The sequence below is a fragment of the Methanimicrococcus stummii genome (genome assembly GCF_032594435.1).
Taxonomy (GTDB): domain Archaea; phylum Halobacteriota; class Methanosarcinia; order Methanosarcinales; family Methanosarcinaceae; genus Methanimicrococcus; species Methanimicrococcus stummii.
In genome coordinates this window covers 1077165-1093703 of the sequence record NZ_CP131062.1, presented here as the reverse complement: position 1 = coordinate 1093703, position 16539 = coordinate 1077165, and the positions used below count along the sequence as shown (strand labels likewise).

Sequence of the window (16539 nt, the reverse complement as noted above, 5' to 3'; positions counted from 1 at the left end):
AATTTTATTTTTTAATCTTTAATTTTTAATTTAAAATTCTAAAAAAGAAAACGAAGTGATTTATTTGACAAATGATTCCGAATCTTTTGACGCGATCGCGTCTCTTCTTGAAAAGTATTCAAACGCGCACGGTGTTTCCGGAAACGAAGATGAAATCGGCCGCCTTTTAAAAGAGGATTTAAAAGGGTGCGCGGATGAAATTAAATTCGATGCGCTCGGCAGTTTAATCGCTGTCCGAAAAGGCAGTTCTCCAAACGGACCGACAATTATGCTGGCGGCGCACATGGACGAAATTGGCCTGATGGTCAAATACATCGATGAAAACGGCTTTTTGCGTTTTGCGAAATTCGGCGGCTGGTTTGATCAAACGCTTCTCAACCAGCGCGTAATTGTTCACGGCAGCAAAGGCGACATTTACGGTGTCATCGGATCCAAGCCGCCGCACGTGATGACGCCCGAAGACGCGAAATCTCCGGTCAAACACAAAGATATGTTTATTGATGTCGGCGCGAAGAATGCCGAAGATGTCAAAAATCTCGGGATTGAGCCGGGTACTTACATCACAACCGACCGCAGTTTCGCGAAACTTGCCAACAATCGTGTGACCGGCAAATGTTTTGACAATCGCGCCGGTGTCGCGCTCATGGTTGAAGTGATGCGCCGCCTGAAGGGAAAAGACATTAAAGCGACTGTTTACGCAGTCGGCACCGTTCAGGAGGAAGTCGGTCTCAAAGGCGCCAAAACGGCCGCTTACGCGTCCAACGCGGATGTCGCGCTCGCGCTTGACACGACTGTTCCGGGCGACCATCCGGGAATTACAAAATTGGATTCACCGCTTGAAATCGGCAAAGGCCCGATTGTTGCGATTTCAGACGCTTCCGGTCGCGGTTTAATCGCGCACCCGCAAGTGGTAAAATGGCTGCGCGAATCTGCCGAAAAAATCGAAGTCGACGTTCAGCTCGGCGTCGGCGAAGGCGGAACGACAGACGCGTCCGCGATTCATTTAACGAAAGAAGGCATTCCGACCGGCACTGTTCAAATCGCGACAAGATACATTCATTCCCCTGTTGAAGTGATTGATTTGGCCGACATCGAAAACAGCGTTCAGTTGGTTGTCGCGGCAATCGAAAGAGCGCACAAGTATTTTACAAAAAAGAATGAATGATTTCGGCATTCATTTTTTTAACAAAAAATCGTTTATTCTTTTCCATTAATTTTTCCATTTGCGATCAGGTGCCGTTTCCGCATGTATCTGCTTCTTTGAACAGCCGTTCGCTTCGCGAACGTGGGCGCGCGCTAATCAGGTTGTGTTGCTGTCGCCGCCACCGACAGCCGCTGCCGCGCGCGAGCCGCACCATTTTTATTATCATTTTCAAACGCATTCGCCATTTTCATTCATTTTTTCAAATATGCCTCGTTTTTTTATTTTTGAATCTCTGGGTTTGAGCTTTCCAAAATCTTTTAATTTTTGACTGCCTTTTCTTCTCATATTCTAAAATTTATATTTGGAGGAACAAGAATGGGGTTATTTAATTCCGAAATGACGCCGCAGAAAGCCGTTGAGGCGCTCGGCTCGGACAAAGAAGTGAAAGTGGAAAAAGGCATTGAATTTTTACAAGAAGGCGGCGCGGAAATGCTGCCGTTCATGGTCGAAAAATTCCAAACGATTGTTCCGCAAGCCGCGCGTTCCAAAAAGCACGCCGCCGTTGCCGAACATCTTTACACGCTTTTGTGCGAAGCCGATTTGCCGGCCGAATTGTGCACGCCGTTTGTCGAAACGCTTATCCAAGCACCCGAAAACATCGACTTTTCTTTCAGCGAACTCCCGGCCGCCGTTGTTATCAACAGCTATCCCCTCCTTGAAACAACTCTTCAGGACGCTGATGTCGAAACCAAGAAAAAAGTCGTTCCATTCTTTGATAAAATCCATTTACCGCCTTCTATTCTTCCGGTTCTCGCCTCCTTCTTAAACCGCGAATCCGGATTCGCCGAAGAAGCCTTGCTTTTGATTCCGCAAGTCGACGGCGATTTGTCTCCCGTCTCCGATGCGCTTTACGACATGCTTGACCTGTATCCGCTTGGCGACGCCGCAGCAGAGTCCATTTTACAAATGCGCGGCAGACTTTTACCGAATCTTGAAAAATTGAATCAGTATTTGATGGATTTCAGTTCCCAAGTTCAAAAACGCGCCATCCGCGTCTCCGTTCCGCTCGCCGAAGACAATTCCGCCGTCTACGCGCTCCTTCAAAAAGCCATTTTGGCCGACGAATCCGCGCGCGTTCACATCCTCGAAGTCTTGGAGAAAAAAGAAACGCTTCGCCCCGATCAAATGGATTTGGTCTGGATGATTCTCGTCAATTCCGATTCGGCTCTCACGGAAGAGCGCGGCATGAAGTTTTTCGGCAGAATCGAAAAGAACGTTCGCCCGCTCATCATTCATTACGCTCAAAACGGAACGACGCAGGAAATCGCCCGCGCTTTCAAATGCATCGGCTTCATGAAAGAAGAAGGGCCGCGCGTTTGCAGAGAACTTCTCGGCGTTTACACATCAAACGACGCACTCCTTTTTGACCGCGCCGGCTATGCCGCGTTTCCCGTCATTGCCGAAATGATGAAAACCAACTGCGCCGACGATGCTTTGACAGGCGTGCTCGCCAAAAAAATGCGCGATTACTGCACGCAAAACGAGCTTGAAACGCCGACCGAAGTCATGGCGCTTCTCGCCCCCGAGGAACTTTCCGATGTTATCGAATGGTCTTTTAAACGCATTTTCGAAACCTACGGCATCGGCTACACGCCGCAATACGCCGAAGAAATGCTTTCCGGAATTTCAGAACTGGTCGCCTTTGACATTCCCGTTTTGAATTCGTTCATCAAAGCCATCGGCTTTTCCTACACATACGAAAGCGGCGAAAACCAGCCGACAATTCTTCACAAAGAAACAGCGGCCGCAATCAACCGCCTGCGTTCGGCGAACACACCCGCGACAAGCAACATCCTGCATTTGATTTCCCGCAAAAAAGATTTGGAAATTCTTCAAAACGATCCGTCGGGAACAACCATTTCCTCATTCACGCTTTCTTTTGAAGAACACAGAAGACTGGCGCTTGATGAATTGGAACGCCGCGGATTCCCGGCATACGCGCCGATTAATTATTTAAAACAGGAAAGACCGCGTTATTAACGGTTTTTCTTCTTTTCTTTTTTATTTATTCGTTTAATTTTTTTCTTTATTTTGAATTTTCTTTTAACATAAAACCGGCCCACAGCCCGTCGTATTCCGGTTCGTTTTCTTCCCAATACAAAATCCGGTCAATGTATTGCGCCATTCGTTTTTCAACAGGCTCTTTGCAATCGTCAATCCCGTAATGCCGAACAAGTGCGGTTAATTCGTATATCGGAAATCCCGGCGCGTGTCTTTTCGTATGCACCGTGCCGCACGCCTGTCCGACGGCATGGCAAAGCGCGATGTCTTCCGGCGATTCAATTTCTTTGGCAAACGCATGCACGCCCAATATGGCTTGCTTCGCCTCAGGCATTTTTATGCGGCCTGCCGCCCACTCTTTAGAGTGTGTCAGCGATAAACTCGGCCTGTTTTCATTCGGATAGCGTTCACTTAATTTTTGAACCGCGTCTTCCGCAAATTCAAACGCCCACAAAACAACTGCTCGCCGATTCTGCTTTTCTATGAGCTGTGTCAGCTCTTGCAAGTATTCGCTGTCTTTTGCGAACAATATTTGATTTTTTCTTGAAATCTTTTCCTTGACTTCTTCAATCCAATCCATAACAATCTTTCACATTTTGCTGCCATTTGAGGTTTACGCCGCTTGCAGCCGCCGCTGCGCCGCGCGCGAGCCGCACAAGTTTTTCAAAAAAAGAAAACCGTTCCCGGTTTGTTGATTTAGTTTCATCATCAATCCGGGGCCGTTTTTCTTCTTTAATGATTAATCAAATCATTTTTCATCTTTTTTTCATTTTACCGATTATTTTTTATGTCACTTTTGGTTATCTTTTTCATTAAAAAATTCGGTGCTTATTATGCAGGAAAAAATTATTGAAATTGCAAATCGCATTAAGGAACTTCGCGAAGTTTCCGACATTGCGCCCGATGAGATTTCTTCCGATTTGGATATTTCGGTTGAAACTTATTTAAAATACGAAAACGCGGAAGTTGACATTCCGGCCAGCATGCTTTTGGAAATCGCGAATTATTTCAAAGTTGACATGTCCCTTCTTTTAACCGGTGAAGCGCCGCGCATGAATGTGTTTACAGTGACGCGCGACGGGAAAGGCGTGTCTGTTGAGCGCCGCAGTCAATACAAGTATCAGGCGCTCGCGGAGAAATTTATCGGCAAAAAGGTTGAACCGTTCGTTGTTGTCGCCGAACCCAAAGAAGAAGAGCCGACGCTTCATTCTCACCCCGGACAGGAATTTAACTACATTTTAGAAGGCAGTTTAAAGCTTTACATTCACGGAAACGAAGTCATTTTAAATCCGGGCGACTCGATTTACTTTGATTCCAACTATCTGCACGCGATGAAAGCGCTTGACGGCAAGCCGGCTAAGTTTTTGGCAATTATAATGTAAGCCGTGTCTATTTGTATCGTTTACAACATTTATCCTAATTATTGAGAGTTATTTATGACGAATCTTATCCATCATTTTGTTCCGAAAACCGATTTTGAATCCTACGAAGATTTTAAGAAAAACTTCAAAATCGATATTCCGGAAAATTTTAATTTCGCTTTTGATGTGATTGACCGCTATGCTGAAGTCGATCCGAAAAAAGTCGCATTTGTCTGGTGCGACGATTCCGGCAACGAAAAAATCATGACGTTCGGCGCGCTGAAAACCGAAACCGATAAAGCTGCCAATCTTTTCAAAAAACATGGCATCCAAAAAGGATCTGCTGTCATTTTGACACTGAAAAGCCATTATACGTTTTGGATTTGCCTGCCCGCGCTTCACAAAATCGGCGCGGTCGCCGTTCCCGCAACGCACATGCTCAAAGAAAGAGACATCGTTTACCGCCTTGAAAAGTCCGGCGCAATCGGTGTCGTCGGAATCAAAGAAGGCGGTCTCGACTTGATTTTTGATGCGGCGCTTCAAAGCATGGGAAAAACCGACTTTTTGAAATTCAATGTCGGCGGCAATTCCGAAGGTGCTGTCGGCTGGCTTGATTTTGAAGCTGAATTGGCAGAATCCTCCGCCGATTTTGTTCGTCCGACCGGCGATGATGCCGCCAAAAACACCGATGACATGCTTTATTATTTCTCATCCGGAACAACCGGTTTTCCGAAAATGGTTTGCCACAATTTTTCGTATCCGCTCGGACACATTATCACGGCCGGCTACTGGCAAAATGTTTCCGATGACGGTTTGCATTACACGATGGCTGACAGCGGCTGGGCAAAATGTGTCTGGGGCAAAATTTACGGCCAATGGATTTGGGGCACGTCGGTTTTCATTTACGATTACGACCGATTCGATGCCGGCAACATGATGGAAAAAATCGCGCAATACGGCGTCACAACATTCTGCGCGCCGCCGACGACTTATCGTTTCTTCATCAAAGAAGATTTATCCAAATACAATTTCAGCACGCTCCAGTACTGCGTTGTCGCGGGTGAGCCGCTTAATCCGGAAGTTTATGAAAAATTCAAAGAATTTACCGGCATGCAGTTAATGGAAGGCTACGGGCAGACGGAACTCATCGTTTGTATCGCGACTTTCCCCTGGATGACTCCCAAACCGGGTTCCATGGGAAAACCCGCGCCGTGTTATGATATTAAAATTATTAACCGCGAGGGCAATGAATGCGATGTCGGTGAAGAAGGTGAAATCGTTGTTGCGGTTTCCGAAAATCCGGGATCTGCAAACATTTCGGCGCTGCCGCCGGGATTCTTTTCGGGCTACAAGTTCGATGACGAAAAAACCGAAAATTCCTGGCACGACGGTTATTATCACACGGGCGACACCGCCTGGAAAGACGAAGACGGCTATTATTGGTTTGTCGGCAGAACCGATGACATTATCAAGAGTTCCGGCTACAAAATCGGTCCGTTCGAAGTCGAAAGCGCGCTCATTCAGCACCCGGCCGTGTTGGAATGCGCAATTACCGGCGTTCCCGATCCCGTTCGCGGACAAGTTGTCAAAGCAACTATCATTTTGACCAAAGAATACAAAATTAAAGCGTCTGACGAGCTTAAAAAAGAGCTTCAGAATCACACGAAAAAGATTACGGCGCCTTACAAATATCCGCGCATTATTGAGTTCGTTGACGAACTCCCGAAAACAATCAGCGGAAAGATTCGCCGCGTTGAGATTCGCAATGAAGACGAGCATGTGAAAGAAGATTGATTTCAATCTTTTTTCGCGTGCCGCCGCGCGCGAATGGTGCCGTTTTTCAATAAAGAATTGAAATGCTGCGATTCGGTTTTTCATTTTCTTCTTTTCATTCTCTTCTTTTTTATTTTCCATTGTTTGCGGTCGTTTTGATTTGTCATTTGAATGACAATCCTTGTCTCTCATTTTCATTAATTATAAATACAGTTATTTCTTCCAATAGTGTTAAAATGAAGAATTTGAATTCTTTTTGAGTTATTTTTAAGAGAGGTGGATGAATGTCTGAAGCACAAGAAAAACAGTCTCCTTATCCGGTTATTCACGCGCTGGAATGCAAGGCCTGCGGCCGCTGCATTTTGGATTGCCCGAGAAAGGTTTTGGAGATGGGAACGGTTTTGAACGAACGCGGCTACACTTATGTGGTTTACAAAGGCGAAGGCTGCAGCGGCTGCGGCAACTGCTATTACATGTGCCCCGAGCCGAACGCGATTGAAGTTCACGTTCCGAAGAAAACGAAAACGGAGGCTTAAATTATGACAGCTCAATTAATTAAAGGAAATACGGCGGTCATCGTCGGCGCAATGTATGCCGGCTGCGATTGTTATTTCGGTTACCCGATTACGCCCGCCAGTGAAATTTTGCATGAAGCGTCTCACTACTTCCCGAAAGCCGGGCGCAAATTCGTTCAGGCGGAATCCGAAGAGTCCGCAATCAATATGGTTTACGGCGCCGCCGCAACCGGTCACCGTGTTTTGACGGCATCTTCCGGCCCCGGCATGAGTTTGAAGCAGGAAGGCATTTCCTACTTGGCCGGCGCGGAACTTCCCGCAGTCATCGTCGACGTTCAGCGCGCAGGCCCGGGTCTCGGCAACATCGGTCCCGAGCAGGCGGACTACAACCAGGCCGTTAAAGGCGGCGGTCACGGCAATTTCAGAAATATCGTTCTCGCGCCGAATTCCGTTCAGGAAATGTGCGATTTGACGTACAAAGGATTTGAATTGGCTTTCAAATACAGAAATCCTGTCATTGTTTTGTCCGATGGTGTTTTGGGTCAGATGATGGAGCCTGTCGTTTTCCCCGAAGTCGCGGTCAATCCCGAAATTGACACATCTTGGGCGGTTTGCGGAACGGCAGACACGAAAGAGAATCTGGTTTCTTCGATCTTTTTGGATTTTGCGCAGCAGGAAGAATTCAACCTCAAGCTTCAGAAAAAGTATCAGGAAATCGCCGAGAAAGAGCCGTTTTTTGAAGAATATATGACGGATGACGCGGAAATCATTTTGGTTTCTTACGGCATCAGCAGTCGCATTTCTAAGAGCGCGGTTGATGAAGCTCGAAAAGAAGGCTTAAAAGTCGGTTTGTTCCGGTTGATTACGCTTTTCCCGTTCCCTGAAAAGGCGCTTCAAAAAATTGCCGAGCGCGACTGCACTTTCATTGCGGTTGAAATGAGCGCGGGACAAATGCGTGACGATTTAATGCTTGCGATTCGCTGCAAGCGCCCGGTTGAGCTCGTCAGCCGTCTCGGCGGAAACATTATCGAGATCGGCAAAGTGATGGAAAAGATTCGCGAAGTCGCGGAAAAAGAGGTGTGATGATGTTGGATATGGTTCCTAAAAAATGCGCCTGCGCTTCTAAAAACACGGAAGAAAAAGTGTTTAAGAAACCCGACAGCATGAATGATGTTTATTTCAGAAAAGGCGGCGCTGCGCCGACAGCAACGCATTACTGCCCCGGCTGCGGCCACGGTGTGATTCATAAACTCATCGGCGAAGCAATCGACGATCTTGAAATTCAAAACCGCAGCGTCTTGATCAGTCCGGTCGGCTGCGCTGTTTTCGCGTACTACTACTTTGATTTCGGAAATGTCCAAACCGCTCACGGCCGCGCGCCGGCAGTCGGAACAGGAATTTCCCGCGCCCAAGACAACGCTGTTGTCATTTCCTATCAGGGTGACGGCGATTTGGCGTCCATCGGCCTGAACGAAACAATCCAAGCCGCGAACCGCGGCGAAAAGATGGCTGTCTTTTTCGTCAACAACACGGTTTACGGCATGACCGGCGGCCAGATGGCGCCGACGACTTTGGTCGGCGAAAAAACCGTGACCTGTCAGGACGGCCGCGACCCGAATTACGCGGGCTATCCCCTGCATATGTGTGAAATTTTGAGCAATTTGACCGCGCCTGTTTTCATTGAGCGTGTTTCAGTCTCCGACATGAAACATATTCGAAAAGCAAAAGTGGCCATTAAAAAAGCGCTTGAAATTCAGCGCGACGGCAAAGGTTACGCTTTCGTTGAAATCTTGTCGGGCTGTCCGAACAACTTGAAACAGGACGCGCAAGGTTCGATTGATTTCATCAACGAGCAGATGGAAAAAGAATTCCCGCTCGGCAATTTCAGAGACAGAATCGAAGAAACCGCGTCCGTGATTCGTCCCGACAGCGATTTCTCAAAGAAAACCCTTGATGCGATTTTCGATGTCAGCGAAAGCGCGGAAACCGCAAACCCCGATCCGGATTTCAAAGATTGTTTGGTTAAAATCGCCGGTTTCGGCGGTCAAGGCGTTCTTTCAATGGGCATTATCCTCGCGGAAGCCGGCATTTCCGGCGGCAAAAATGTTTCCTGGTATCCGTCTTACGGTCCCGAACAGCGCGGCGGCACATCCAACTGTTCCGTTGTTTTGTCGGCAAACCCGATCGGATCGCCGATTGTTTACACGCCCGACATTTTGGTTGCTTTGAACAGACCGTCTCTTGAAAAATTCGAAAATGATGTCAAACAAGGCGGTTGGCTGATTTATGATTCTTCGATTGAAGGCTATACGGCGCCTGCCGGCGTGAATGCAATTTGCGTTCCTGCGGTTGAAATCGCGACGAAAGGCGGTTCTGCAAAAGCTGCTAACACTGCTATGTTGGGAGTCATTTTGGCTTTGGACTTGGCAGGACTGACTGAAAAAGAGTTTGGAAAAGCGATTGCGGAATCTTTTGCCGAGAAGCCTAAGTTGATTGATATGAATCTTGCTGTTTTGAAGGCAGGATTTGAGTGGGCGAAGGAGAATTTGTAAATTTTTATTAATTTAATTAAAAGTTGGATGATAATATGGTTTCAGTTGCAGACGGTTCTCCTACAAAAGAATTTTTTATAAGTATGTTGACACGCGACATTGAATTGAATGATGCGATTTTAGATTTATTGGATAATTGTTTGGATGGGGTTGTCCGGATTAAAGGGTCTGAAAACAAACGCGATGATTTACAATATTATTCGGGATATGAAGCACATATTGTAATTACTTCAACTTCTTTTTCAATTAAAGATAATTGTGGGGGTATTCCTCGCAAAATTGCAGAAGAAAATGCTTTTAGAATGGGGAGTACTTCTACAACTAATACTGGATCCGCTACTGTAGGTATCTATGGAATTGGGATGAAAAGAGCTATTTTCAAAATCGGGAAAACTGCTAACGTTATTACAAAACATAATGAAAAAGTTTATCGGGTCGACATTGAAAAAAATTGGGCTGATAAAAATGAATGGTCTTTTCCAATATCTGATCTTTCTGAAACAGAAATGGATCTTGAAGGAACTCATATTTCTATTACTGACTTAAATGAAGGGATTAAAATTCAATGGGATTCTGAATCTGAATTAAATAATTTTGTAGATCATTTAAGGGCAGATATTAAAGCATGTTACAGCTTAATTATTGAAAAAGGGTTTCATATAACTATTAATGGATTAGAAATAGATGCTTTACCAACACAGTTATTAGTCTCAAAAGATAACGAATTTAAACCGTATATTTATCAATGTGAATATGGGGATGTTTTTGTAAAAGTAATTATTGGATTTTATGCACCTCTTATTTCAGATGAAGAAATCGATGATGAAAATGAATCTAAACGTTCTTCGGGTGATGCCGGATATACTATAATTTGCAATGATCGTGTAGTTTTATACAATGATAAAAGCCATTTGACTGGGTGGGGGGTTGCAGGCATTCCTCGATATCATACGCAATTTATAGGGATTAAAGGGTTTGTAATTTTTGAAAGTAACAACCCTGCAAATTTGCCTATGACTACCACAAAAAGGGGAATTGATTTATCATCTCCTATTTATTCTGATGTTAAAGATCGAATGATGGAAGGTTTACGCCTTTTTATAGGATATACGAATTCATGGAAAGGTAGGCTACAACAAGAAAAACAATATTCGAAAAATGCAGAATCTTTGCCTTATACAAAAATATTGGATAATAGTAGTAAAATCCAAGATACATATGGTATAAAATTATCTAAAACACGAACAACTCCTGGGGTACTATTTAAACCAAAGTTACCCGAACCGCCAAATGAAAAAAAATACATAAATATTAGATATACAAAACCTGTAGATGAAATTGACATTTTAAAAAGATATTTCTATAATGAATTGTCTGATGAAGCAAAACCCTCAACTGTTGGGGAAAAAAGCTTTGATAAAGTATTGGAAATTGCTCGGGGGACAAAAAAATGAGTTCTCAACCATTTTATCATTTAAGACCCAATAAATATATTGATCGTCATCTTTTTGTTCAAGTTTTGCAGCAATTAAAACTTGAATTGGATATTGTAAATTATTCTTATGTTGGATTTGGATCTTTTCTCTTCGAAGATTTTAAATTAATACATAATCAACTCGACATATGCACTATGTATTCATTAGAAAACGATTCTACAATTTATGAACGAGCTTTATTTAATAAACCGTACGAATGTGTAAATATTTTAAATACATCTAGTCAGAATTTTATCAATAGCTCTTCATTTGACGACCCACTAATAGTTTGGTTGGATTTTACTTCCCCTCGAAATTTGTCAATGCAACTATCTGATTTTTGTGGATTTCTCAGTTTAATGGGAAGACATGATATTTTGCGAATAACACTGAATGCTAATCCAAAAACATTAGGTGAGAAAAATGATGATGATTCTGATGAGGATATAAAAGATAAACGGTTCAAAAAATTATCTGATAGAATTGGTCGTTTTTTACCAACGGATGTTAAATCTGATGATATTACATTAACGAATTATCCATTATTATTATTGCGATGTTTAGAAAAAGCTGCGCAGGATACACTTAAACAAACTGAAATAAAAAAAAAGTATTTTTGTCCTATTTTTTCAACTATATACAATGATGGCCCTCACCAGATGGTTACTTTGACAGGAATAATTTTGGATGATAATGAAGATGAAACAAATGTCAAATCGTGTTTAAATAAATCAGATTTCGTTTCATTTAGGTGGAATGAACCGATTTTAATAAAAGTACCTTCATTAACAACAAAAGAAATGTTGCATATTAATCAATTATTCCCTGACTCCGGAACAACAAAACAGCAGATTGTTGATAATTTTTTTCATTTCTTTGATAACGATGATGAAAAAGTTCAAAGCTACCTACAGTTCTATAAACAATATCCAAATTTCCATCATGTCAGTTTATGATAAATTACCGATAGTAACCTTTCAGCAACAATCGGGGATACACTATTCCCGATTTGCCTAAAACTATGCCATATTGTGGGCTGGAATATGAACCAATCCGGAAATCCTTGTAATCGTGCAGCTTCTCTTGGGGTGATTACTCTTGGAATTTTGTAATGGATTGGCCGAACAGCTTGATAACTTCCTTTTTCTGGCCCTGTTCCTGCTCTTAATGTTGGGCAAAGTCCGGTTGGGTCCAATTTTGTTGATTTTGATATTGGATCCATTTTACCGAATTCCAGTTGTTTATATCTCTGTTTGATCTTAGTGGAGTGGGCTGTGGGAAAGCAGCCTGTTACAACTCCTTTTTTGTAGTCCTTGATCGTTTCTCGATGTCCTATTCCTTTCGGAATTAATCCTTGAGCTCTTCTATGGAAATAAGATAATTCTTCAGAGTTTTTTATATATTTAGAATCAATTACTCCTTTCCCATTTTGACATTTACTAATATCAACGGGTAATCCCTGTAAAGCATTTTTTACATTTATTTTATTATGTGGCATTTTTGCATTGATAATATCATTTTCATTTAGTTGCATTCTTTCCGGATCATACCCAATAAAAAAAATTCTTGTACGGGAAGTAGGTGCTCCATATTCATTTGCTTTAATCTTTAGAGGTGGAAGTATAGTATAATTTTCTACTTCTTTGAATGCGTTGCTGCGTATTGAATCATATTTTGATTGCATAATTCCTGTTACGTTTTCAGCCACAAAAAAGGCAGGATTAATTTCCTTAACTAATTGAAAAAAACGTATAAACAAACTATTTCTATTATCATTTACACAACCGTGTCCGATCGCACTAAATCCTTGACAAGGTGGTCCACCAATTACTCCTGTAATATTAGAATTTTCTTTAAGTCCGCAAATGTGTAAAAATTCTGCAGGATTCACTGTTTCCAAATTTAGTTGGAAATGTTTTGATTTCGGGAAATTTTTTTCATGTGTTTCTAAAGCCCTTTTATCAAAATCCACGGCATAAGCTACATCAAATCCTGCACGGGCTGCACCCAAACTTAATCCTCCTGCTCCGGCAAATAAATCTATTACAGTTGGTTTCTTTGAGTTCATCACATTCCTCATTTTGTTGTAGTTAATGAGTAAAACATATGGGATCTATGTTGATTTTATGTATACATATGTCAATTATTTCATTTTGAATTAAAGAAGTCATAAATAAAGGTGTTCCCAATACAGGTCGATTTCACTCTTTGTAAATCCCATATCTTTTATCAAATCTGGAATTGCTTCTTCATTCCATGGATTTATTACAAATATGAAATGGCGAAGGCATGATTTTACAAGTTTATCATTCGGCTCATCAAAATCTGATCCGTATAGTTTAATTTCTTCCTTACTTTTCTCGATTGTCCATAAATCACTTTCAGTTTCTGTCCAATCTGTTAGATAATCTAACAATAAAAAAGATAATTCTTGCTGTCTATTCATCCTTTCACTTCATTATCCTTTAAAAACAACTTCGTTGTGATATTCAATAAATTTTTCATCTGGAATAAATCGGTTCGGCAATGATATTTTTTTACCTGAGTATTCTCTAAGCGTTCTTTCTGTAAATTCATCTGTATAATCATCCAATTTATCGGAAACAATGATCTTGTAATCTAAATCAATTGTAATGTAGCCTCTGTCAAATGCTGTATCGTGTAAAACGTTCAATAACAAACCGTTTTGTGGATTCGTTTTTTCATTTATATCATTTGATTTAGACCATGGTTTGATGTGTGATGCCCTTAATAATTCAGGAATTGAAAGTCCTGTAATACAACATTTTCCATCATAGGCTGAAAATAATGATTTTCTAAAAAATGTTTGACCAACTCGTATTTTTTGAATGGTTAATTTATCATATCCATTTGGCACGCAAAATTCTGTAGATTTATCGATAAGGGGGTCTGTTGATTCTTTTGTTTCTAAATGATATTGTTCTTTAATTTTGTTTGCTTCAAAAACCAAAGAATCCCAATTTTGAAGAAAGTCTTTGACAATTTCTCCATCTAATTTACTGCCATGGGATAAGCCGATTCGTCCATCTCGGGTATAGGAGGGGTCGTAACTTTTAAAATTCTGCAATTTCAGTTTTACGCTATTGGGTGTTCTTCCAATCGCATCTGCTAAACCTTTTATTTTCTCATTCTCTTTTGTAACTTTACTGCTTGGAATTGTGCAATACAATTCAAAAGCGAGAATCGTTTCATCACGAGTCCAGTCTCTTCGTGGTTCAGTCATTGTACTTTCATTATCATTTCATCTTTTTATAATTGTTCATGAATGAATTCATTCAATTCATTAAACTTTTTTCAATTCCAATATTCCAATCTCAAAAAACTTCACCTCTTCACACTTTTTTCACCCTCACTTGCCGCGAATCTTTAAATACTCAAAACTCCCATTATCTTAATTGTAGAAAAAATCGCCATGCAACCGATCATAAACAAGTCTCTTCAAAAAAAATTATTTTGATCTTTCCTCGGACGTTTTGAGAGAACCGGCAGCAAATAACGATTTTTGTGTGTACTATTCCTAAATAAATCATTTAAAAAATGCATTCATACTTTACGTAAAAAAAGGAGATGTGTTATAATATGGTTCAACAAATGACAGCAGTAGAGAGAGCCTTGGCCGCAGTTCGTGGTCTGGAAGTAGACCATACGTCGTCCGCGAATGGTCTTGTAATGACAACCGTTGAAATGATGAACGCTGTGGGCGCCACTTACCCCGAAGCGCATCACAATCCGAAAATGATGGCCGACATGGCCGCAGCGCCTTATGAAATGTGCGGCGTTGACGGAACAACGCTTCCGTTTGACATCTCTTTGGAAGCCGAAGTGCTCGGCGCGGAACTGGATTGGCGCAAAATTGACCGGCCGCCGATTAAAGTTCATACCGTTACGGATCCCGACGATTTTACGATTCCCGAAAATATCGAAGAGCTCGGCAGAATTCCGGTTGTTTTGGAAGCGATTGACATTCTCAAAAACAAATACGGCGATGATTTGGCAATCCTGCCGACAACCGTTTGTCCGTTTACGATTGCCGGTCACATGGCAAGTGTTGACGAACTTTTCATGTGGATTCTGGCCGACCCGGACAAAGTGCATACGCTTGTTGATAAAATCACCGATTTTGTCATTGATTATCAAAAACTTCTCAAAAGTTACGGCGCGGACATTTTGTTTGCAATCGATCCGACGTCGTCGGGTGATTTGCTTTCCGGAGACATGTACGCCGAATTCGTTTTGCCGTCGATTAAACGCATGAGAAAAGAAACCGGCGCGCCGACAATTCTGCATATTTGCGGCAACACGAAACCGATGCTTGAGCATATTGCGTTTTCCGGTGTTGAGGGTTTTTCGTTTGACAAAGCCGTTCCGGTTTGGCACGCCAAGCAAAAGCTCGGCAGCGTTTCTGCTTACGGTAATTTGGATGTCATTGAACTTTTCCCGAATGGGACGCCCGAGGATGTTTATAACGCGACGGCTGAAATTATTCGTCAGGGAATTAATATTGCCGGTTCTGCTTGCGATGTTCCCGAAACGACGCCGCTTGAAAATATTTGCGCGTTTGTCAAAGCGTGTGAAGAAACGCCTGTTCCTTCCAAAAACGATGCCGCAGCATACGGTAAACAGTTGGCGGCGGAAGCGGCGGACGTTGAATGATTCATTCAATTATTGTTCGCGCAATCAAAACAGTGAGCGGCTTAAACGCCGCTTCTTTTTTTCATTTTTAATTTTTTCAGCTCGGTTGTATCCAATTCGATCCAAATGACGCTGAAGAAAACAAATGCTGCGCCGACAATTTGAAGCGGAAGCAAAACTTCGCCGTAAACGATGAACGCGAAAATCGCGCCGAAGATCGGCTCCAGCGCGAAAATTAATCCGATGCGGGATGCGGATGTGTATTTTTGAACCACGATTTGAGCCACGCATCCGAATGCGATTGAAAAAATTGCCAGGAAAAAGATCGCGAACCAAACGGTTTCGTCTTGCGGAATGATCGGATCTTCAAAGAGAAACGTGCCGATTCCGGCATAAAGCGCCGCGAATCCGAGCTGGGCAATTCCGAGGTTGAGCGCGTCAATTTTTTTATTGCCGACAAATTTCTTCGTGAGAATAATATGGATTGCGTATGCGGCGGCGGCTAAAATGCAGAGAACGTCGCCGAAGCCGAAGCCTGAAATGCCGGTCAGCGTCAGCAGCGCGATGCCGATTGCAGCGCCGAGCGTGCCAATGAGGATTTTTTTATCCGGCAGTTTCCGGTAAATGATTGTTGAAAAAATCGGGACAAAAACTGCCGTCAGACTGATTAAAAAAACTGTGTTTGAAATGGAAGTTCGCAGCAACCCGTAATTCGTTCCGGTCAGTGTCAGGAACAGGAATAAGCCGATGACTGCGCCTGCAAAAAGCGTTTCTTTGTTGATTTTTGAAAATGATTTCATGCACAAAAGCGCGGCGATGATAAAGCCGAGTGCCATTCGGATTGCCATGAAATTAAAAACCGGGAGGTCGAACAGGCCGTAACGCGTTAAAACGTAAGAGAGACCCCAAAAAAGAACGGCAATAATCATGATGAAATCCGCTTTTCTTTGAGTCAGCATACTTTCTCATTTCCGCCGAAAGTTAAATAAGTTTTCGTAATAAATT

The 16539-nt window shown here is 42.6% G+C and carries 15 protein-coding genes; 10 read left to right on the top strand and 5 right to left on the bottom strand.

Annotated elements, in window-relative coordinates; genetic code table 11:
* Positions 1-64: 64 nt before the first annotated feature.
* Positions 65-1165 (top strand): M42 family metallopeptidase, encoded by a 1101-nt coding sequence (locus tag MmiEs2_RS05370; RefSeq protein ID WP_316558855.1) that lies wholly within the window; start codon positions 65-67, stop codon positions 1163-1165.
* A 354-nt stretch (positions 1166-1519) separates the two neighbouring features.
* Positions 1520-3184, top strand: a complete 1665-nt coding sequence (locus MmiEs2_RS05365) for a hypothetical protein (protein ID WP_316558854.1) — start codon at positions 1520-1522, stop codon at positions 3182-3184.
* A gap of 46 nt (positions 3185-3230) precedes the next feature.
* On the opposite strand, the gene MmiEs2_RS05360 is transcribed toward MmiEs2_RS05365, so the two are convergent.
* Positions 3231-3785, bottom strand: coding sequence for a putative immunity protein (locus MmiEs2_RS05360; RefSeq protein WP_316558853.1), 555 nt, complete (start codon positions 3783-3785; stop codon positions 3231-3233).
* A 253-nt stretch (positions 3786-4038) separates the two neighbouring features.
* Here MmiEs2_RS05360 and MmiEs2_RS05355 point away from each other — a divergent pair, with 253 nt between their 5' ends.
* The 7 genes from MmiEs2_RS05355 (at position 4039) to MmiEs2_RS05325 (ending at position 11837) form a co-directional block, all read left to right on the top strand.
* Positions 4039-4587 (top strand): helix-turn-helix domain-containing protein, encoded by a 549-nt coding sequence (locus tag MmiEs2_RS05355; RefSeq protein WP_316558852.1) that lies wholly within the window; start codon positions 4039-4041, stop codon positions 4585-4587.
* Positions 4588-4641: 54 nt separating this feature from the next.
* On the top strand, positions 4642-6360 hold the full coding sequence (locus MmiEs2_RS05350) for an AMP-binding protein (protein ID WP_316558851.1): 1719 nt from the start codon (positions 4642-4644) through the stop codon (positions 6358-6360).
* A 263-nt stretch (positions 6361-6623) separates the two neighbouring features.
* Positions 6624-6875 (top strand): 4Fe-4S dicluster domain-containing protein, encoded by a 252-nt coding sequence (locus tag MmiEs2_RS05345; protein WP_316558850.1) that lies wholly within the window; start codon positions 6624-6626, stop codon positions 6873-6875.
* A gap of 3 nt (positions 6876-6878) precedes the next feature.
* Entirely contained in the window at positions 6879-7937 is a 1059-nt protein-coding gene (locus MmiEs2_RS05340) for a 3-methyl-2-oxobutanoate dehydrogenase subunit VorB (RefSeq protein ID WP_316558849.1), read from the top strand.
* Positions 7937-9406 carry a 2-oxoacid:acceptor oxidoreductase family protein gene (locus tag MmiEs2_RS05335; RefSeq protein WP_316558848.1) on the top strand — a complete coding sequence of 490 codons (1470 nt, stop codon included), beginning with the start codon at positions 7937-7939 and terminating at the stop codon, positions 9404-9406. The genes MmiEs2_RS05340 and MmiEs2_RS05335 overlap by 1 nt, the downstream gene beginning before the upstream one ends.
* A 35-nt stretch (positions 9407-9441) precedes the next feature.
* Positions 9442-10860, top strand: coding sequence for an ATP-binding protein (locus tag MmiEs2_RS05330; protein ID WP_316558847.1), 1419 nt, complete (start codon positions 9442-9444; stop codon positions 10858-10860).
* A complete protein-coding gene (locus MmiEs2_RS05325; RefSeq protein WP_316558846.1) occupies positions 10857-11837 on the top strand; it encodes an O-methyltransferase in 981 nt (326 codons plus the stop codon). Before MmiEs2_RS05330 ends, MmiEs2_RS05325 begins: the two co-directional genes overlap by 4 nt.
* On the opposite strand, the gene MmiEs2_RS05320 is transcribed toward MmiEs2_RS05325, so the two are convergent.
* From MmiEs2_RS05320 to MmiEs2_RS05310, 3 genes are all read right to left on the bottom strand, one after another.
* Positions 11822-12949: a DNA cytosine methyltransferase gene (locus tag MmiEs2_RS05320; RefSeq protein WP_316558845.1), complete on the bottom strand. Its 1128-nt coding sequence runs from the start codon at positions 12947-12949 to the stop codon at positions 11822-11824. The two genes, MmiEs2_RS05325 and MmiEs2_RS05320, sit on opposite strands and share 16 nt — an antisense overlap.
* 99 nt (positions 12950-13048) lie before the next feature.
* The gene (locus MmiEs2_RS05315; protein WP_316558844.1) at positions 13049-13327 is read right to left on the bottom strand and encodes a hypothetical protein; all 279 of its coding nucleotides are present in this window, start codon (positions 13325-13327) and stop codon (positions 13049-13051) included.
* A gap of 12 nt (positions 13328-13339) precedes the next feature.
* The gene (locus MmiEs2_RS05310) at positions 13340-14125 is read right to left on the bottom strand and encodes an HNH endonuclease (RefSeq protein ID WP_316558843.1); all 786 of its coding nucleotides are present in this window, start codon (positions 14123-14125) and stop codon (positions 13340-13342) included.
* A gap of 368 nt (positions 14126-14493) precedes the next feature.
* On the opposite strand from MmiEs2_RS05310, the gene MmiEs2_RS05305 reads away from it, so the two are divergent.
* Complete coding sequence (locus MmiEs2_RS05305) at positions 14494-15555, top strand: MtaA/CmuA family methyltransferase (protein WP_316558842.1); 1062 nt, start codon at positions 14494-14496, stop codon at positions 15553-15555.
* A gap of 41 nt (positions 15556-15596) precedes the next feature.
* Here MmiEs2_RS05305 and MmiEs2_RS05300 read toward each other — a convergent pair whose 3' ends face one another.
* Entirely contained in the window at positions 15597-16493 is an 897-nt protein-coding gene (locus tag MmiEs2_RS05300) for a DMT family transporter (protein WP_316558841.1), read from the bottom strand.
* Positions 16494-16539 lie beyond the last annotated feature (46 nt).